The organism is Rickettsia helvetica (genome assembly GCF_963970025.1).
Classification (GTDB): Bacteria; Pseudomonadota; Alphaproteobacteria; order Rickettsiales; family Rickettsiaceae; genus Rickettsia; species Rickettsia helvetica.
In genome coordinates this window covers 1,213,429-1,235,574 of sequence record NZ_OZ018776.1, presented here as the reverse complement: position 1 = coordinate 1,235,574, position 22,146 = coordinate 1,213,429, and the positions used below count along the sequence as shown (strand labels likewise).

Here is a 22,146-nt window from a genome sequence, read left to right as displayed (position 1 = left end):
TTATAAATTATTTTTGAGTATTTATAATTTTTCTTCCAAATAATCAGCCATACGGCTATTACCTAATTTTCTTAAACTTTTAATTATTTTTTCATATTCCCCTATAATGTTAGGTCTATATTTAAGGTGCTAAATTAAAATTCTTTTTAGCTTCTTTATTATTTTCTAAGCGTAATAATGCAATGCCCTTTGCTAAATAATTTTCTGCATAATCAGATTGATACTGAATAGCTAGGTTATAATTTTTAATGGCTTCTTGGTAATTGCCTAGTTTTTCAGAGGCAATACCCTTATTATGGTAAGATACCATATCATCGCTTTTATAGCGAAGAGCCATATCACAAATTTCTATCGCTTGCTGATATTTGCCCAAAAGGTTTAAAGATATTGACTTATTAATATATGCTTCTATGTAATTTGGTTTGTATTTTAGAGCGGTATCGTAGTTTTTTATTGCCTCTTGATATTGTCCTAGATACATTAAAGATATGCCTTTATGATTATAAGCATCTGCATAATTTGGTTTATATTTAATTGCTAAATTACAATTTTCTATTGCTTCTTGATGCTGTCCCAAATTTATTAAAGTAATCCCTTATTATAATAAGCTTCGGGATATTTTGGGTTATATTGCAGTGCAAGATCATACTGTTCTATTGCTTCTTCATATTGACCTAATTTATAAAGAGATCTTCCAATATTAAAATACTCTTCTGCTAAAATATTGGGATCTTGAATCTTGCTTTGTGGATCTATTGGTTGTGGTTTTTCATTAACAATACTAGTGGTATTTTCTGCAAAAGCACTGCTAAAAAATATTAATGGTAAGATAAATATGAATGCTAATTTTGTGATATTTTGTATAGATTTCTTTTTAATTATTTTCATTTTTATAGCCTGGTAGTTTAATATTTCTTTTCTTTATCGCCTTATCGCTAATGCCAATATTATCTGCTATTTGCTGGCCAGTTCTTATAATCGTTGATTTAGGAGTTTTATTAAATTCATCTTCAAGCTGTTCCCTCTTATATTTTACTTTATCAGATAACTGCTCTAGAGTCTTTACTTTTTCTACTTCATTATTATCTACATTATTAATTAGCATTTGTTCTACATTTTTATCATAAATATCATTTTTTCTATCATCAATACCACTAATAGCCGCTTGATCATTTAACTGTTTAGTTTTTTTATCAAAACTTGATCGCAAGCTTTCTTTAGATGGAATATGGGATCTACTTGTAGAGCTTAAATTTTGCGGTATAGTATTATTAATTTTAGCTATGTTTAAAGCTATTTGTTCAGCTTCTTGTTGGTGAGTACTTGCCCACATAGCAGCCTGTTCTTTACTACTTACGCCAGGAATATTTTTGGCAATGATGCTATTTAATACCGGTTCATTTAAATTACTTACGATCAATGGAAGCGGAGTTTTGTGATATATAAATTCATATTATAGCTTAATTGCTCTATATTTTGTTTGGTTTTTGCTATTTCTTGCCCTACAGACTGTTGCTCAGAAAAATTATTATTTAGATTATTACTAAGTGAATGCAGATCACTATTTGTGTGACCTAATCTGCCATCTTTAGTAGCACTTTTAATCTTGGACAATGCTTCATTATATGATTGCTGTTGGTTAACAGATTTACCTTGATCTTGTTCTTGATCATTACGTGATGCAACTTTTGTTCCTCCCAGACTAGGAATATTTAAACCTATATCAGCACTAGTACCTGTGCCTTTTCTATTACTACTACTAATATGATCAGTAGCAGCGATGCTATCTGAATTCATCTGCTGCAAGGCTAGATACTGGCTATCAGTAATACCAATGGATTTTGCCTCTTCATAGCTTAATCTTTTGCCTATTTCAGTTGCTATAGAATTTCCTGTAGTAGTTAAATCACTATATCTATCATTTAATGAGTCAAGATAACTTTGTGAGCTCATAAACTGGCTTTGATAACTATCTTGCAATAATTTAGAGGAGCGGTAATTGTTAACTAAGGAGTCTACTGCCTCAGTTAGTACTTGTCTGCCGTTATCAGTACTGGTCACTCTCATTCCCCCATCATCAATAATTCCTCCTGCCAATTGTAAAGTTGGGGTAAGATTTTGCTGGGCAATTGTTCTATTACCGATGTTGTAATTATCCATAGAGAGGTTATTATCAGCAATATTAGTACCAATATTACTTGCAACCGGTACTGGAGAAAATTGATTGGCCAAAGTAGTAGTTGCATGGGCACACGCCTTTAATACTGCCCAGGATAACATCGGAACTGAAGCTGCTAGCATCTGAAACGTTGCAAACTCATGCAGCACCATTTCTGAAAAACTCCCCTGCGATAAGATATTTAAACCAGTAAGGTGACTTGTGCCTTTACCAGCTAGGCTAATCATTCCTAAACAATGGATCACCGTAAAAAACACTGGCCAGCTAGTTACCCAAATAATTAAGATGATCCAGGTCTTAAAGATAGTATAACCGCCTGGCAGCAGCGACATTGGAAATACTATGAAAATGAGACAAATCACCAAGGCAAAAAATACTGATTGTAAGATAGGCATTATATTTGCTGCCATCTCTCCTGCAACTAGGTAAGAAAATGATTGCTGAAATAACCCGCGAGTAGCATTCATACTAACTAGCTGAGGATATATTCTAGATAGCGAAAACTTCTCTCTTAAATCATCATAAGCCTCACGATTAGCATTAAGTAGCATGGCTTGCCTCATCCACTGGTGAATATCTGTTTGCTCTTTTTTAAGATATTTTAAAGTATCAGATGTCATTGTCATAGCTTTTAATCTACTTGCTAATATCTCTTGCCTACCCGAGCTAATACCTATATCATTTGCAAATTGAGTCAACAAGCCATCATTTAATTCTTTATTAATGGCTACCTTAATTAAAGGAGTTGCCTGCCTGCAGGTTTTAAAAGAAATAGCAGAATTACTTGGATCTTTATAATAAATACCAAAATTATTGGGCATATTTTGTTCGATAAAAGCAATGATGTCACTAGCTCTTTGTGCTTCTGCTTTTTTACCTAAAATATTGCCGATGATGTAAGGTTTCATAAAACATTGTCTTAAAAATTCTTTTGTATTGGTTAAAGTTACTGGATCTTCTATGTGAATATCTTTGATTTTACCGATAGCTTTTGCCCCAAACAATAATACAGTATAATTTATCTCTCTTAATCACGCATCACAATATGGGATTAAACTAAGTTAATAGTATCAGGAATATAGAATTGTAAGGTGAGATATTAAAGATTATTGTTCATGATACAGAATTAGATTGCTACAAAAAACAAAAATATATGAGTCAAGAATTAACTGAAGGTTAATATGATTGCTAAATCTATTAGTGTTACTATAGATAGTTCTTTTGCTAAGAGTCGTTATAGTAAAGGATAAATCAATAATATAGTAATTAGGTTTGGTATAGGTCTCAGAACTTCTTGATTTTTTAATTATTTTGTAAGATTATCAATAATTTTTGAGTTTTTAATGTTTATTAAAATAAATTTACAGTTAATAATTTTAATACTAAAATTATGGCAATAGGATGATTTAATTTTTTAAAACTTATTTCATGGTGATTAAACATGACTAAAAGAAAATTGGATTGTGTAATCAAGGAGAGTATACAAATTAATATAATGAATAAGAAAAGAAAATTAGAAGATAATGCTGAAAAAGGTATAATTTACCAGACTTCTAGCGTATCAGGTACAATGTATTCTGATAAAAGTATTAAATCATTATTAAAAAGTTATTTACCAAATGCAAACATAGAGGATATTTACTTATTTAAAGTAATAGAGGATCATGTATATTATAATTTTGTAAATAATTTAAAAACCAAATTAATATATGAAACTAAAGATAAAATAGTATCAGATGATAAATTTTATGTCATAATTGAACAATCTATTAATCAAGATCAAAACATATCTTCTGCGATCCTACTAAAACTGTATAATAAAAACCAACTTGAAATATTACCTGTAATAGACAATGAAGATACTGTAGATTTATTAAAAAATTTAAAAAAACAATTAAAATTAGGGTCTGAAGAATTAAAAAAATTACGCATAATTACTGATGATATACCTGAATGGTATAATGCTCAATTACCAATCAATATTAGCAATCTCATAGAAATAATAAAATTAAGTATAAAATATAAATCACCTCACCAAATACCAGATGATAAGATTATAGAAATCATGAATACTCCTTATGCAGAATATGAAAAATCACATCAAGAATTACTGAATGGATTAAAATTAACTGATGATGAAGAAATAGATCAATTAAGCTTAGTTGATAAGAATCAAGATGAATTTGTTGCAAGTGCCAACATAAAAAAAGCAGTATCCTGGGATCCGGTAGTAGAAGATAATGAAGGTCATACAATAAGAAGAAAAAAACATAAATTTAAAGTTAAAACAAAAGAAAAAGATGAAGTTGAAGAATATTTTGAACAATGCATTACATCTTGGAATTGGGATCAAAAAATATGGGAAGAGAGATATTTTAATACTAATAGATTAGATTCTGATAAATTTAAGGAACTAATCGATAAATATTGTGATGAAATAATAGTAAAGAATTTAGGAAATCAAGTTTTAAGTAAACATCATTATGATAACTGTAACAATACAAGTTGTAATCATACAGAATCACATAAGTCATTAGATAAAATTATTGAAGGATATGTTTTTTTAATAAATTATTCCCCTAACTTATTTACTCTTTTAAAGGAAAATCAAGAAATTGCATTTAGAGCTTTTTCTCAATGTGATGTTGATGTTTTAGGATTTTATAAGGCTCATCCTGAACTAAAGCTAACAAGTTTAATTGGAAAAAGAATTGGGAACATAGATATAGTTGTAAAAGATCAGGGTAATATAATTAATCCTATATCTTATGACAAGATTGATACTGAAATACTGATTGATGTTACAAATTATGACCAAGAAAATTCTGAATTAAAATTAACTGGTAATATTACAGATAATCATGAGCAGCTATCCACTATTTAAAGTTATCTTAATTTTTAATAAGTAATACTAAAGATTTATATAAAATGAGTCGAGAAATTTCATTAGTTATAGAGTCACTATATAGTGCTATTACAAAATATTTTAGTGATGATGAGTCAAATTTATCTAAAATTAAGGAGTGGTTTGAATTAAACGTTCGTGGTGGTGATCAATTAATAGCTAATAGAAGTAAAGTAAGTGCTATATGGTTATATAAACAGTTAAAACAACATAAACCAAATATATTAGCTCAGAAGTTAGTTAAAGAAGCTTTAAACGAGCAGTTAAAATTAGAAGCAGCACAAATCGTAGATTATTTTACAAGTCAGCAAGATAGTGAAAAAATCATCCTATTATATTATAAATATAAACAAGGATATAAATCACTACAAATTGGACAAGAAGTTAATAGACCAGTTCAACAACTACGTAAAACTATAAAAAAATCTATAGCAGAACATTTAAAAATAAGTCTAGATATAGACAACGTTAAAGAGATTACGGATGCTCAATTTAAACAAGAAATATCTAATAAAATACCTGAGCACAGGTTAAATATAATTGAAGATTATCTAAAAGATACAGGATATAACAATCAAGTTACTCGTGGTATTACTATAGATGACATAAAAAATATAATACAAAATAATGGATTAACAGATAGTAAGCTAGGAGAATATATAGAGCAAATCTATAACCAAGGAGTAATACATGAGGTTATTAGCGATACTGAAAGTGAAGATACAAGTTACAGAACCAGTGATAGTAGCACAAATGATCGGACAGAATATAATAAACTAATTAAAAAGATTAAACATCAAGCAGAAGAGCAATTAAATAAGCCTATTAATAAAGTATTATTAGAAATTGATAATAATGCCAATCAAAAGCATGGACTTAGAATAATAAAATTATATGGTATTAATAATCTTAATATAGATATAGAAGTTAATGAACAAGCAACTATCGATAAAGTATCAATAAGAAGGAATGGAAGTGGTAGTACACAAGACAATCATACTGTTCCTGTATCCACATTCCTTAAAGCTTTAGAGAAAAATCTCAAAAACAAAGAGCTTACAGAAAATACGGTCAAGAATTTACTACACCAATATGGAAAATATTTGCAAGATAGTATATCAAATCCTGAGCAAAGGAGAGAACCACAACACACTTCAGAATTTGACTGGATAAAAGATCAAATATCTGGTTTTGATAATAAAATTCCAGAGCAAAAACGATATATAGTTGAGAAATATATTATACCTTTTATATTTTATAAGTGGAATACCAGAGTTGAAGCTACTTTTAGAGCAGTAAAGGAAGCTACAGCTTATGGAGTAGAGGGTAATTTAATAAAAAAAATAAATAAACAATTTAATGAATTAATCAAAAGTCTTAAGAATGGAGAAATACAATCAATTAATAATTTAAAAGAAAAAATTAATGAGATATTACCTGAATATTGTAAATCTATCGATTTACCTCCTGAAAATCAATTAACTCCTCAAAGTCTTGGAGTTGTTATCAGTGATGCAAGAAGATTATTTAAAGTATGGTTTTCATTACTGGAGAATGTGGATAAAAATCTAGGGTTGCGTTCACTCTTAGATAGTAATGGGTCAAATGACTATAAATCATTTAAAGAAGAGTTTTTTAATAGGCAGAAATTTGGTGAGCAGATAATTGATTCAAAGCAACAATTAACTAGAAAACAAAAACAGAGTTTAAAGAATAAGTTAAGTGAATATATAGCAAACAATCCTGAGACAGTAGATTCAGGGGCTGATCATAGTGAATTTGATCAAAGTTCTTCATCTGATGCTCTTTCGCCAGGAAGAGATGAAGATGTTGATGTGATACTGGAAAAAGTAGAACAAGCACCAATTAAAATTGAATATACAGCTGATAAAATTAAATTAATACTTCAGAATTATTTACCACAAAAAAATATAGAACAGGTTTATTTAATAGATGCTTCAGATCAATATCACAGTTGCATAGATAATTTAAAACAAGAATTAATACGAGAAACTAAAGACAAAATTGTATTTAGTGACAAGTTTTATGTTGTAATAGAAAGATCAAACGAACAAGATATTATATCTTCCGTAATTTTATTGAAGTTATCCAATAAAGGAAATAAAAATCAACTTAAAATATTACCTATAACAGATAGTGAAGATACTGCAGATTTGTTTAAAAAACAATTAAAATTAGGATCTGAAGAATTAAAAAAATTACGCATGATTACTGATGATATACCTGAATGGTATCATTCTCAATTATTAATCAATATTAGTAATCTGATAGAAATAATAAAACTAAGTATCGAATGTAATGCTCCTTGTGAGGCTCAAGATAATGAGATAGAAGAAATAATGGGTGAATCTTCTATAGAATATGAAAAAATACATAAGAGTATTTTAGATCAAGTAAATAGTAGAGTAAGTATTGGAGAGCAAGCTGGTACGAGTGGTATATTAAAAAGGAAAGGAATAGATGGTGGTGATTCACCTATAAAAAAAGTAAAGTTTAATCTAGAAAATCTAGAGGAACATAGAGATAATATAAATTTGCAAGCATCTGGCTCTGGTTGTTCTACTCGTACTTCTAGTAAGAAACGTCTTAAACGTGATCTATGTCAAGAAGAAGAAACTAAAGAGATATTTCCATATGAACCATTGGAAGAAAATGTCGCAGAATCTTCTAAAGTCAGTGCAAGACTATATTCACAAATAGCATATCTTGTAGCTTCAGAGCATCCAGAACCTACTAATCCAAACATCAAGCCGGACAATGTTCTTACTTATGCACTAAATATAGGAGATATAATTAGTGAAGGAGAAATAAACCATAGTTTACGAGAACAGGAATTATTACAAACTCATTATCAGGAAGCACAAGACTTCTGTAATACATACCCTAAAGATACGATATTAGATTTAGTAGGAGCAGAAATTGATTTATCAAGTCGTGCTTGGTTATTTGATAATGGTAAACATTCCTTATTAGTATCATATGATGGCAATCGCTATCAGATATATAGTCCAGATTTGAACTATAGACAAAGCTTTCAAACCAAAGAAAGAGTAAGGTTTACAGATATAGAATTATATGCTGAAGCATTTTTTAAATGGCGTAGTAATAGTATAGAATATGATTTGTTTACTTTAAAATCAAATGTACCGGAAATCATTACCAGTAGAATAAAACGAGCTAAATTTTGGCATCCTGATCAAGTTGTTTCTGATTTAGTATTACTTGACAAAGGATCTTTTTCAAAGATAGAGGAAATACCAGCAAAAGTAGTAAGAGAGTTATTCTTTTTAGATGGTACAGTACCGGAACTTATGGCATTGCATGAGAACTTTTTTGCTCAATATTCAGGAAAAATTTCTATTAGAGTAGAGGAATTACATAATGTCTTATCATCTTTAGATCCACAAGCAAGTGAATCTTTAGTTAATTTAGTAAAACAATATAACTTCCGGGTAGATACTGCATATATTAATAATATGCCAGAAAGTACAAAAAGTTTACTACATTCTTATCATAACGAGGTTAGCAACAAGTTAAAAACATTAGAATCTATTACTATTAAAGATTTATCTGATTTATCTTGGCAAATCATTGCAGACAAAATGTTGGAACATCCTGAAATTTCATCTGAATTAAGAGAGTTATCATTACAGAGCGTGAAGGAGTTACATTCTGTAGCTGCTACGCGTGCTCATGCACTTGGGATAACTGGTCAAACATTATTTTTCTTGCCTGATATCATTAGATCAATGAACACTGGTAATTTTGAAGGATTGCAAAAAACTAGTGAGATGATGTTAGGAGATATGGCCTTTAATAAGATGTATGATTCACTAATAAGTAAATTGGGATCAGTATTACCTGAAAGTAGAATAGCATTACTTAAAAAATTACCAATAACAAGTCCTATATTTAAGATATTAACAATTCATGCAATTATAGAATTACATAAACAATTAAATAACTTGCCTGCTGATTCAGAAGAAGCCGGCATTATCAAACACCAATTAGGAGAGCAATATTTTACCATAGGATTAATGGTTGCAGAGTTATTTGGACTAGAACTAGGTCCATTATGGATAGGATTGATGGCAGAACAATTAGTTTATGGAGCAATAGCCTTAAGTAAGCAGTATCACTTAGATATTTCATTTGGTGAAGCGTTCTTAATGAATTTAGGCTTTGAGCAAGATAAGTTACAATCAATACTTACAGAAAGACAATTAGTTGACCTTAACCTATCTTTAGTCGATAGATTGAGTACTCAAATAAATACTAGTTATGGTTTAGTAATAATAAAAGTACCTAAAATGTCATATGATGCACCTCAGGTAGGAAATACTGTGATTGAGTTTAAACCTCAAAATAGTCATTTCTGTATGGAGGATAATGTCTTTTTAGAAAAGAACTCTGGTTATAAGAGAATTTCCTCTGTAATTAGTGATGAACAAAACAACAATTGTGTTGACACTGCTGCATTACAAATATCTGGTGATGGTCTTGCAGCACTGTATGGTAACAATAATAGTACAGAGCAACAATCTATTTATGTTAATTTTGATCCTAATGAAGGAGATATGAAATTACATTTTACTAAAGAAGGATTAAGTAGGTTAGATAAGTTAAATAATCATCAACAAAATAATACTAATGCTACTAGTCCATATGTGGTTACTGCTCAAATATATCATAAACCTTATCCAGATCAGATTGGATTATTTGGTAATAAAAATCATAATTTTATATTAAATGATGATAGCAAGCGTATAGCTAGTAACTATTACCTAGATGGTACTAGCTCTTTTGGATTAGAAGATAATTCTATCTCTACAAGTATAAAGTTTTTAAATAGCAAGCTCTTTAAAGGATATAACGCTTATATAAGCGGTAATACAAGTGATATGCAAGTAAGAAGTATCTATTCAGATGATATCACCAGTCATATTGTTTTAAAAAATAAAGATTACTTAAAGCTTAACTTAGAACATCTTCTTATAAATGGGAAATTAACTATAGATATTCCAAATATAGAAATATTATATGCCAAAGGTGCTACAATGCTACAACATCATCACAATAATAATATAATAGAAGTAAGTCCTAATGTACTAACATTTAAGCTATTATTAGCAGCACCTAGTATTAGCAGAATTGATATTAAGAATAAAAACACTTTTGATGTTATTATAGATATAGCACGACATCTTAATAAGCATGCTTTTACGTTATCTATGAAGGGCCTACATACTGAGTACAAATCGTATTATACTTTTATAGTAGATGATTTACAATCTGTATTAGATGAAATGACCTTTACTAATAGAGGTTTTCCTCGGTATTTTATTTTTGTTTGTAGTAGTAGAGGATCCGTGCAAGGATGGTGCAAGATTAATAATAATCCTAAAAAAAATATCATATCCATAAAAGGGAAAATAGATGAAAGAGATGGCATACTAACCATCGAAGATAAGAAGTCTGTCTTAGAGATTGTTAAAAATACAAATAAGCTACCTCAAGATAATAAGCATATTGAGGTAATAAATTATGATAATGTAGTAGCATTAGAAAATAGTTTAAAATTTGAGAAGGTTTTAAAACATGCTAATTATAATATCAGTGCTTATTATAACTACATTAATAAAAATGATTTATTAGGAAATTGGCATACCATAGAATTTTTTGACACTAATAGTAATTGTACTATACTACATCATTTTAAGCATGATAATAATATACAAATTAATGAAGTTAATTATCTAATAAAGGAAAATAAAATTTATGCTCTTCCACAAGATAACATTGATGGTAACAATTTACTCAGGAATTATGCTGAAAAACCAGTTCCTATTTTCTTCAATGTATCATTAGGTGATAGTCAAATTTCTTTAGAAGAGAAGATCATTATTAATAACTCAACCTTATATAATTTACCTGATACAACAAGCTTAGTTTTTCAGAAATCTAATGTTGAAATATTCCCTATTTCTCTCAGATTTTTAAAAGATAGTTTTAAATATATTAAAAGTGATTCAAGTCAAGAACATTCAACATTATTAATGAATCAAAATCAAATAAGATTCATTACTATTGAACGTAATATATCGATCTACAGTGGTAATAATCTAGAACAATTACAAGTGATTTCTACAACATATGATAAAAAAATAAATGAGAACCCTTATCATATAAATAATAATGATCTTACAATTAGTCGATATGGTAGTAATTCATCTATACATAAAGTTATGCTATCTAATGAACTTGGTACACAGCACATAAATATTATACTAAATACTGGATGTAATATATTTAGTACAAATTGTTTCACGAGCCAATATGAATTTAATTGCCTAAACACACCTATTGAAATAAAAGATAATACTCATTCTACTAGTATTAAATTCAATCAGTATAATTATATCAAGACATTGTCCTCTCAAAAACTGGAAGTACAATGTAATGATAATATAGTATCAACTATACACTTAAAAACACAACAAGATTTGGTACTATACAATCTTGTAATACAAGGTGAATTAAAAGTTGCTGCTAATAATGTAACCATTTTACATGCAAAGAGTGTGAACAATGGTTACATAATGGTAGAAGAAACTACAAAAGATTTTAAGATGATATTAGGAGGGTATATTCATATTGATCAACTTAGTACGGGATTTACATCTAAACTTGATATAATGCCTATACGTATGGATAATGATAATATGCAGTTAGTATATGAGTATACGGAGAAGTATCCTATACCAGTCTATACTGTAAAATTAGAACATATTAATCAAAATCTTTTTGATAGTATAGATGTATCTACTAATCTAAAAGAGCAATATGTTTATTTTAGAACACCTGGCGGAGCATTGTGCAAGTGGTCTTGTACTTATTATTTTAATAATGATCTTAGTTTTATATTGGAAAACGATTATCATGTTCGGAATGTTTTTAAGATTCGAGGTCAATTATACGATGATAAGAAAGGTTCATTGTCATTAGAAGGAGATAAATATATTTTAAGAATTTATAATCAAGCAAGAGAATTAGACTTAGAAGAAATAAAATATCATGATCAACCATTACAGTACCATATAAATAAAAACTTGTCATTTGAAGGTATTATACCAATATGTAATGCATCTTATTATTGTTACTATAATTTTTCTCCCAATTTATCAATAACCAGTAAGAACCAAGTGAATTATGATAGTACTCATAATATATTAGTATTTATACGAGATAATTATAAAGTATTTTATCACTTCAATCATCAAGATATAGAACCAGTTTATAATATAAATAATGTTTATTATAATATAACAAGTAATGAAATTTGTGCTACGTGCAATTACAATCAATCATTGAGTAGTATAATTTTATTAAAGTATCAAAATAATGATACCGTGCCAATTTGTTTCAATAGTATGTTACAAAATGCTAATATCACGAAATATAAAGATGGTTTATTTATTAATAATTGTTTTTTAGATAAAATAACTGAAAAGACGATGATTAATTTCCAGGATAGTAAAAACCATTCTTTTCAAGAGTTATTGAGTAGTACTAATCCACGCTTGCGTCGTGCTATAAAAGAAGATAAGCAAAATTCAGAAGCAACAGCATCTGTAACCATAGATGAACAACAAATTAATATGAATGATGACTTAGCAAATAGTAATACATATAATGTAGCAAGATCAAGTGCATCTATATTAGAACCAAGTTTTTCATTTAATAATGGATTATGGAGTTGGGTTCGGAATAAATTATCTAATTTAAGTTTTAAATTATTACCAGAAGCAGATACTGCTACTCTCGACAATAATAAATCCTTTAATGATATTTATAAACTAATAAAACAATTTAATAATCATCCATCTGATACTCAAATAAAGAAACAAAATCATGAAACTGAAGCAGAAAATAATAATATAGATAACAATGAAAATTATAATCTATATTATAATGATATAGATAACAGTAAGTCATCTTTGTCAGATTATCTTTTAATAGATGATCCTGGTAATGACCAAGGAAATTTACAAACTGTAATAAATTCTATAGATATACCTAATAATCTGTCGTTATTAACATTATTAATAGGGCAGTTTTTTGGTACCAATAAGGCTTTATCTAATAATCCTTATATATCTCCTGAACAAGAAAAAAATAGATATATAAATGAGTTAAACAAAACAGTAAAAAGTGCAATATCAGAAATGAAGACAAAATATGGTAAAAGACAGATAACTAATGAGGAATTAGAAGATATTTTACCAAGTCTAGATATATTATTTAATGGTCAAGAAGAGTTAAATTATAACAATTATTCTACATCTATTCTTGGCAAAATAACTGAAATATGTAATCATATATATGATTGTTTGGGATATGAAGCAAATTAATAGAACATTGTTGTTATGCAAGATTTAGAAAATTGGCAAGGTGAGTTTGAGATATGTATTTATGCTAAGAAGTTATTAGATAAAGTAATATATTTAAATAGTATAGTCAAAGTACCACCGTGGGTGTATTGGAGGTAAAGAAAACTATATACTATGCTAAGAAATATCATGGTAGTCAGATGCGTCAATCAGGAGAACCATTTTATTCACATCCGATAGAAGTAGCATATATGTGATATCAAGATTACTTATTTAGAACAGATATACTAGTAACTAGTATATTGCATGATACTATAGAGGATACAGAACTTACCAAGGAGAAAATATTACAAGAATTTGGAGAGAATATAGCCAATCAAGTAATGGATTTGACGAGGATTAAGGAGAATGGTATAAAGATTAGTTCTGCTAAAATGGTAGAGATGTTATACAAAGAGAAGAAACATGATGTACTTCTGATAAAGTTATTTGATAGACTGCATAATATACAGACAATAGGTGCTAAATCTCCTGAAAAAGCTAAAAAAATTATAAATGAAACTTTAATAAGTTTTATTGTTTTGATGCCTTACCTTGGAATTTCATCATTAGAAAAACACTTTTATCGATTATGTTTAAATGCTACACATAAAAATAGATTAAAGGAAAATACATTGTTCACTAATAATCTTAGAAAATTTTGGAGTTATTTTAAACACAACACTGAAGCTATAAATATAATTTAGCATACTACTTGATTATTTATAGAATAGATTATTTTGGTAGTAATTGAAATACTTTATGCTTTAGGTTAATTCTATTAAATGTATAATTACATGAATTTCATTGTTATCAGGACTCATAATAATAGCAGGATATGAATATTCTTCAGATAGGATGTTACTATATTCTATATCCCCTTCAGGATAGATAGAATTTCTAATAGTGATAGGGTGCCAATTTAACCCCTCATCATAGGATGTAGCTACACTTAATATATTTCGTGATTTATGATTATTGATTACTCGATTATATGTAAGTAGTAATGTATCATCACCTAAATTAATAGCATCAATGGCACTATCAGGGTTTAATAAGTTTACTGGTTCTAAATTACTCCAATATATTCCGTTATTTATCAATCATCTTGAGAAGAAAAAATTACTAGTCATGCCATCTGAAATTATGAATTTAGAAGATCTTAATATGGGGGAAATTTTACCTGAACACAAAAAATCTTATTATAACACCCCTTAAAATCGCTAATTTAGCATTGTGAACTTTGTTACTAAGACGGTATTAAAAAATTTTATAAAAACATCTTTTTTTAATTGAGTATTTGCGAATTTTATCGATTTAAAATAAACTATTACTAAAGTAAATCCTATTAACAATATTTTACGATAAAGAACGAATAAAAGCTTTTTCAAGACCAGTAACACTAGAAATGAAAGGAAAATCACAACCTTAGAATAACATTTTCCTTGCTATTTCAACTCTTTCCTCAGCTTTTCCTTTCATTTCACCAATTTGAATTCCCTCATCTATGTATTTTTGTGCTATTGTTCTCATAATACTATCTTTTTCTTCTATTGATAAATGTTTAACTATTATTTGTTCTAATTCCTGTTGCTTCTCTTCGGAGATCTTATAGCGTCATTATTAATCTTAGCTATATCTAAAGGCTATTTGCTCAGCTTCTTGTCTATGATTATTAGCCCACATAGCTGCTTGTTCTTTACTACTTACTCCAGGAATATTTTTTGCTATTATGCTATTTAATACCGGTTCATTTAAATTGTGATCAATAGAGGCAGAGTTTTGTGCTATATAATGCATATTATAGCTTATAGCTGCTGCATATTGTGTTTAGTTTGTGCTATTTCTTGCCCTACAGATTGTTATTCAGAAAAATTACTATTTAGATTATTACTAAGTGACTGCATACTAATATGCAGACAGTAAGGGCTAAGTCGCTTAACAAGATTTGGCAAACAACCTTGGAAACTTTACAGATATTTTTAGCATTAGCTTCTTACTTAAAAATACCTGAGATTGCTCGGCAATTAGAACAACACTGCCTCGATGTAATCTTCAATTATGAAATCCTATAGAATATATCGGATAATCATCGATTAGTTGATGTAAACTGTTGAGCAAACTATAAGGGAGAATAGAATAAAGTGAAGTTGTATGTCCGTCAAAACTATAGACACATCAGTCTGTTACTCCCATTAATACAGCATCATCAGAAAACGCCTCTGATGATGATAATGCATCTTGAGTGATATTGACATTTTTTGCTTCTAGGTACTGTATAACTTCCACCTGACTAGAGGCAACGTCACTCAATCCTTTTCCATCACTAGTTGTAATATTAATATTAGCACCTTTCTTATCTACTAGGTACTTTATAACTTCTAATGCACCAGCTTGACTACACTTAGCGGCAGAGTGCAGTATCGTTCTTCCATCATTGGCTATAGCATGAATATCAGCGTGTTTCTCCTCCACAAGATACTTTACAGTCTCCAATCTACCGTACCCAGCAGCGTAGTGAAGAATTGTTTCTCCATCATTGGCTATAGCATGAATATCAGCACCTTTCTCATCTACTAGGTACTTTATAACTTCTAATGCACCAGCTTGACTACACTTAGCGGCAGAGTGCAGTATCGTTCTTCCATCATTGGCTATAGCATGAATATCAGCACCTTTCGTATCTACTAGGTATTTTATAACTTCCAGCTTACCAAAGCAGCAGGCAGAGTGAAGCACTGACCAACCTGTTTTATTGGTAGTAGCATGAATATCAGCGTGTTTCTCCTCCACAAGATACTTTACAGTCTCCAATCTACCATACCCAGCAGCGTAGTGAAGAATTGTTTTTTCATCATTGGTTGTAGAATTAATATTAGCACCTTTCTCATCTACTAGGTACTTTATAACTTCTAATGCACCAGCTTGACTACACTTAGCGGCAGAGTGCAGTATCGTTCTTCCATCATTGGCTATAGCATGAATATCAGCACCTTTCGTATCTACTAGGTACTGTACAACTTTCAACTTACCAGATTTAACAGCAAAGTGTAGTATTGTGTTTCCATTCTTATCTGTAGCATCAACCTTAGCATCTCCTGTCTCAACCAAAAATTTGACAGTTTCAAACTTACCAGACTGAGCAGCGAAGTGAAGTACTGTACAGCCATTTTTGGTGACGGCGTCAATCTTTATATGCTTCAGCAAGTACTGTATAACATCTAACGCACCACACTGAGCAGAGGAGTGCAATACTGTCCAATCATCTTTGGCTTTAGCATGAACATCAGCCTTGTATTGTTCTATCAAAGACTGTACAACTTCTAATTGACCAGCTCTAGCAGCCCAGTGCAGTGCGGTCCAACCATCCTTGATTACAAAATTAATAAAATTCTTAGTTATATCATGCTTAGCATACTCAATAAGACTATCTAATAAAAAACTAATAATCTTAACATTACCTTCTCGTGCTGTTATGTATAAAATAAACTCCTCATCATTTTGTAATAATTTTTTGCTCCATAACTCCTCTATTTTCTTTCCGTACTCTATTAATGTACTATATTGGTAATGGGTTCTTATTATTAACAAGTGGTGATTGAAAAAGGTACGAATCATCTGATGACATGGATGCATAAGAATCTCGGTTAATAAATATTCTTGTTTTTTGTTATTCGATAATTTGTGTTGCTCTTTTTCTACCCAATGTGTAAATGCTTGAGCAGCAAAATATTCTCTAAATGTTGGATGAATAAATTCAATATTATTGCCGATACCTTGAGATTTAATAATGCCGACTAATAATATTAAATCTGTAAATTTTGCTAAATTGTTGTGTACTTTTGATTGTATAGTTAATGATTTAGCAAAATTTGCGTGATATTGATCAAAAATTATCTTCTCTTGTTCCTGCTTTAATACTTCTTTTACTAATTTTTTGTTAAAATAAGTTTCATATTTTTTATTAATAAAGGTGTGATATACCTCAGCTATATTATTACCTAAATAACTAAAATGTATATCTAAATCACCATCACTTTTCAGCCAATCTATAAAACGATCTAAAAAAATTTCTAACATTAAATATAGCTGCAATGGTGTGCCAATAAATTTAGCATTATCACCCTTAAATATATCTTTCATCTTGATTAGAAACGCTTCAGCATATTTGGAGACTTTGTTTGTCTTTTCATGTACCTTAGCAGCATTATCTCCAAAAGTATCATTAAACTGCTTCTTACTTAAAGTAAGATGCAACCTGTTTTTGAAAAACTGATATATAAATTCTTTATTTTTTTGATCATTAAGTGGTTCAAATTTTGTGGCAAATATTGATAATTTATTTTCTAAAGTTTGTTCATAATGCAGGCGACTGGTAATCCAAAACTTGACGTTCTTGACATTGGGATCATATTTTAAATACTGCATTAATGAAATAAGGTTATTTCTAATATTTTGATCTAAAACTTCATCAAATCCATCAAATTTGATTAATATAGGTTTTATAAAATTGGTATTCTGAAAAGCAAACAATAATATCTTTTTTGCGAATGTCGTGTTAAGATCTGAATCAGATTCTAAGCATAAGTTAATTATATCATCAATCTTAATATTAGAAGACTTAATCCTGCCGATTGTTGATATATGATCTTTTAGATCAACGCTTATTACCCAATGTGATTGAAATATTGATTTGACTTCAGACCCTAAATCGTATTGTAATGTACATAATTTTGTTAAACTAGTAGTTTTGCCCATACCTGGATCATCTGCGATGATGGTAGTCTGTTTATCCTTTATATCGTTAATAAAATCCTTGTCTAAAGTTAGTTTAATACTTTTTTCATTATTAATATATTTACGCAAATTATCTAATGTGCCACGAGATTTAATCCACACTATCTGTGTATTACCATTATTTTGTTCTATATTTAACCAATGAATGGTTTTATTTTGTACTACTAATTGATCAAACTGTGATAGTTCACCCCTCTTTTTTGCTATTACTCTGGGATGAGCATCATTCATATTTTGTTGTATTAATTTTCTGCTGTATGCTGGAAAAAGCTTTAACAAATCGTCTTGGTTATCTATACCAGTAAATAAAAATATATCACTTCTTTGTTGCGATTCGTTATGACTCTTTACTTGCAACTCTTTATATATATCTTCTTTAATAATTACTTTTTTAAAATGATTAAATTGTCTATCTACATAAAAATCAGGATTATAAATTTGTTGTAAAATAAATTGTGATTCATTATCACTGCCATCTTTGAGACTAATCCAATAAATTTTCTTATTTTCATTAACTAGACATAATTGTTTAAAATGCTTTTCTTGCAATTTATCATCATCTAGTAATATTCTAGTATTATGTTTAGTATCTGGATGAAAATCACTTATCTGATTTTGGTCGATATTATCAACCTGTAGCCCTGTATCAAATGCTTTTAGCTTATCAATAAAACTTTTACTTTTCTTCGATCCATTAATACCACTAATCACAAAGATATTCTCCTTGTCTAATAATAAATTGTTAATCAATCTTTCTATATTAATATCTTGATATAATTGTGCATATGCCCCTACTAAGTCACTTGTACCTGTGCTATCACTTCCTATCTTAATGTCTTCATTCTTAATAAGTTCTACTAATTTTGTTGTAGGGATCATTTGATTTATGATATCTTGGTTTTGTGCATCTGATAAATATTTATCTAAATCACTAATGCCCATTAACTCTTTAAGACTGATTTTTTCTTTATTTCCTAAAAAAATTAACAGCTTTCTTGTTAATAGATTCTCTTGGTCTGTTCGGATTAAATCTATAAAATTATGTTTTATTGGATAAGATTCTGCTTCTTGATTTGGCAATATATCTTGTACATTAAAGCCTTGCTTAGTGAGCAAAATGATTCGTGCCTCGACGTTATTTTGCAAAAGTGAAGATAGTAATGTTGTATTACTTGCGTTTACGATAGATGTATTACATTCAATAACGAATTTACCATATTTAGATAGTATCGATAAAAACTTACTATGATTCTTTAGCAATGAATCTAAATCTATAAAAAGCACATCATTTGTGTTCATAGTGGGATCACATAATATTTGATTTAATTTTGCATAACCTAATTCCATCGAATCTAAGGAAACCAAAGGCAAAATTTGCTTTTTCTCTGTAATAAATTCCTTTATTGTTACGTTATATGCAACATGCTCTAACGCTATAGATTCATAAAGTGATTTTTTATTTAAATCTTCAAAAAATTTATAAAGTGGATTTTGTTTTAATGCGTCTTTACTTTTGGCTTTTTCTAAAAGGTTAATCGTACTAATAAATATGGCTTTAAATTTGAAATCTTTTGTACTAATTATGGTCTCTAGAGTTTCCTTGAGGTTTTGCCGTATAGTGCCTTCAATGAACACAAGATGCAAATCATTTTGCTTAAATAAGGTAAGAGTATACTGATTTTTTGATGTCTTCGGTTGGATGATTGATTGTGTTAACATTTCTAGCGTTGGTAATGTTGCTAAATCTTGGATCGTTAATTGTTGCATTTTTAGTGCTTGCAAATCTCGTAAAACATCCGCTGCGCCTACTTTTGCTGTTTTTCCTGATGTTATTATATTTAGCACTCTCTTCTCTGGAAGCAAAAAATCTTGTAATTTATTATCTCTTAAATCTTTAATAGATTCTTCTGTAAAACTTACACCTAATGCTTCCAATTTTTTGCTATGTGCTCTATTTATCAATAATTCATCTAGTTTTTGCTTTTGATCACTAAATAATTCATCTAGTTCTTTAGGAGTGATTAATGTCTTATTTTCCCCCTTTCTTCTAAAGATTAAATACTGAAGAGCATTAAAGTAATCATTGATTTCAGCTTGTTCTAATAGCTTACCACCAATTTTTATCTTAGCACCAATTTGTTCATTTTTTATAATATTCTCTAAATTATTCCCTACAGTTCCTTGGCGTGGTAAATTAGTCACAAATATTAATTTGCCTAAAAATTCGTCAATACCTTCTGCTAATTCACTAGCATCTAAGTTACATAATTCAGTTAATTTATCTTGATTACCTTTTGATTCAGCTTTAAACGCTTTTATTAGTTCATTTTTTATACTATGAGGTTTATATAGTTCTCTATTACCAATATTTAATTTCTGATTATTTGTTTCTTTTATCAAATATTGGCTGGTAACCCCCTTACTGGTTGCTAAAATACATTCTTCTACCACATCCTTAAATTCTACATTACTATTTAAATTTTTATATTCTATTTGTCGTAAAAGATCTGGATTGTTTTTCGCTTTAAGATAAGCATTGCAATACATTAATAAACTATAATCCCCGTTGAGTAAAAACAGAGCTTGATCGGTAAGATTCTGATTAGGTTCTAGTACATGCTTTGCTTGAACAAAGATTATTCGCTCTTGTGCATTTCTTTCATACCTGATAACTATATCCTCTAATTTCTCAATATCATCAAATCCTGGAAAAAAATTAAAAGAATAATCAGACGCCTTATGTGCTTGATATTTAATATATTGATCTATTAAAAACCAAGTAGCTAGATCTAATTCAAAACTCTCGCCTTGTGCTTTACCCTGTCTCTTCTTTTGTGCTTTAATATTTTTTTTCATATTTGTTACTCTTTAATCTTAGGTGCAAATTCAAGGATTCAGTAGCATGAAACCTACAAATTTTCTGCCCAAATTTCATTGGGTGTTTTATAGCCAAAAATCTTTCTCGGTATGTTATTTACAATATCATTCACATTATCAAGTTGCTTTTGTGTTACAGTGGCAATATCTATATTTTGAGGTAAAATTCTATGCATCATAGAGTTCATCTGCTCCACTAATGCTTTTTGTCTTGGTCTATATGGATCACAGAAGAATATTTTAAATCAAGGATAAAACATTCATCAGCTTTAAACTAAGGTTTTTAGTGATATTGACTGTGAGCATAACGTGTAGAAGTCAAGATTTGCTATATAATCTTCATATCTTACTATGATGATGAATCAGTTTTATATCTAATGCAATAAGATATTGTTATATCTTGATTATTTTTCTGATATGCTGTATTTTCATGTATATTAAGCAATATTCATTACGCCATTTTTAACACATTATGTTGCCTACTAAATATGTTAATCTAAAATTTTAAACTGAGTATCTGTAGAAATATAACTAAGTATCAAGTTAAATTATCAAAAGCGTTCTTACCCATTTGAGTCCATTGATCTTGAATAGTTGGTTGCTGAATTAGCGTGTTTTGCAGAGAAATCAAAGCTCCAAGTAAGCTATTAGCAGGCAAACAGTCAAGTGTGGCTTTAACAACTAAACCACCCATTTCGATTAAGTGATGAGTACGAGCTTTTCTTTCTTTAATTTTTATTTTAGCTTCTTCCATAACTATTTTTGCTTTTTTTGCTCCAATTATAATCGGCGTTTTATAAGATTATTCATATAGATAATGTTGATTGTTAAACTCATCATGAATGCTGAATAAAGTATTGAAGTCAAGTCAATAATTAGAGGTGATAACAGATTGTGCCAAATGTATGTTAGTCTCACTAAGGCATTAATATCAAAAC

General features: G+C 29.1%; 9 protein-coding genes and 3 pseudogenes. 3 read left to right on the top strand and 9 right to left on the bottom strand.

Features of this window, described 5'->3' with window-relative positions; genetic code table 11:
• Positions 1–121: 121 nt before the first annotated feature.
• From AB1146_RS07355 to AB1146_RS07345, 3 genes and pseudogenes are all read right to left on the bottom strand, one after another.
• Positions 122–577, bottom strand: a complete 456-nt coding sequence (locus AB1146_RS07355) for a tetratricopeptide repeat protein (protein ID WP_232203693.1) — start codon at positions 575–577, stop codon at positions 122–124.
• A gap of 5 nt (positions 578–582) precedes the next feature.
• Positions 583–888: a tetratricopeptide repeat protein gene (locus tag AB1146_RS07350; RefSeq protein ID WP_232203692.1), complete on the bottom strand. Its 306-nt coding sequence runs from the start codon at positions 886–888 to the stop codon at positions 583–585.
• A pseudogene (locus AB1146_RS07345) lies at positions 875–3,186 on the bottom strand (conjugal transfer protein TraG N-terminal domain-containing protein); the annotation flags it as partial. The gene AB1146_RS07350 and the pseudogene AB1146_RS07345, both read right to left, overlap by 14 nt.
• 488 nt (positions 3,187–3,674) lie before the next feature.
• Here AB1146_RS07345 and AB1146_RS07340 point away from each other — a divergent pair.
• The 3 genes and pseudogenes from AB1146_RS07340 (at position 3,675) to AB1146_RS07330 (ending at position 14,241) form a co-directional block, all read left to right on the top strand.
• Positions 3,675–5,063 (top strand): hypothetical protein, encoded by a 1,389-nt coding sequence (locus AB1146_RS07340; protein ID WP_355403887.1) that lies wholly within the window; start codon positions 3,675–3,677, stop codon positions 5,061–5,063.
• 44 nt (positions 5,064–5,107) lie between these two features.
• Complete coding sequence (locus AB1146_RS07335; RefSeq protein ID WP_010422301.1) at positions 5,108–13,516, top strand: hypothetical protein; 8,409 nt, start codon at positions 5,108–5,110, stop codon at positions 13,514–13,516.
• Positions 13,517–13,531: 15 nt separating this feature from the next.
• A pseudogene (locus AB1146_RS07330) lies at positions 13,532–14,241 on the top strand (HD domain-containing protein).
• A 60-nt stretch (positions 14,242–14,301) separates the two neighbouring features.
• Here the strand turns inward: AB1146_RS07330 and AB1146_RS07325 are convergent.
• From AB1146_RS07325 to AB1146_RS07305, 6 genes and pseudogenes are all read right to left on the bottom strand, one after another.
• Positions 14,302–14,637, bottom strand: coding sequence for an exo-alpha-sialidase (locus AB1146_RS07325; protein ID WP_010422307.1), 336 nt, complete (start codon positions 14,635–14,637; stop codon positions 14,302–14,304).
• 256 nt (positions 14,638–14,893) lie between these two features.
• Positions 14,894–15,145, bottom strand: a pseudogene (locus AB1146_RS08660) (transposase); the annotation flags it as partial.
• Positions 15,146–15,163: 18 nt separating this feature from the next.
• Complete coding sequence (locus AB1146_RS08655) at positions 15,164–15,334, bottom strand: hypothetical protein (RefSeq protein WP_010422311.1); 171 nt, start codon at positions 15,332–15,334, stop codon at positions 15,164–15,166.
• 378 nt (positions 15,335–15,712) lie between these two features.
• Positions 15,713–21,187, bottom strand: a complete 5,475-nt coding sequence (locus tag AB1146_RS07315) for an ankyrin repeat domain-containing protein (protein ID WP_355403884.1) — start codon at positions 21,185–21,187, stop codon at positions 15,713–15,715.
• Positions 21,188–21,240: 53 nt separating this feature from the next.
• Positions 21,241–21,387: a hypothetical protein gene (locus AB1146_RS07310; RefSeq protein WP_010422320.1), complete on the bottom strand. Its 147-nt coding sequence runs from the start codon at positions 21,385–21,387 to the stop codon at positions 21,241–21,243.
• A gap of 359 nt (positions 21,388–21,746) precedes the next feature.
• Complete coding sequence (locus tag AB1146_RS07305; RefSeq protein WP_010422323.1) at positions 21,747–21,962, bottom strand: conjugal transfer protein TraD; 216 nt, start codon at positions 21,960–21,962, stop codon at positions 21,747–21,749.
• Positions 21,963–22,146 lie beyond the last annotated feature (184 nt).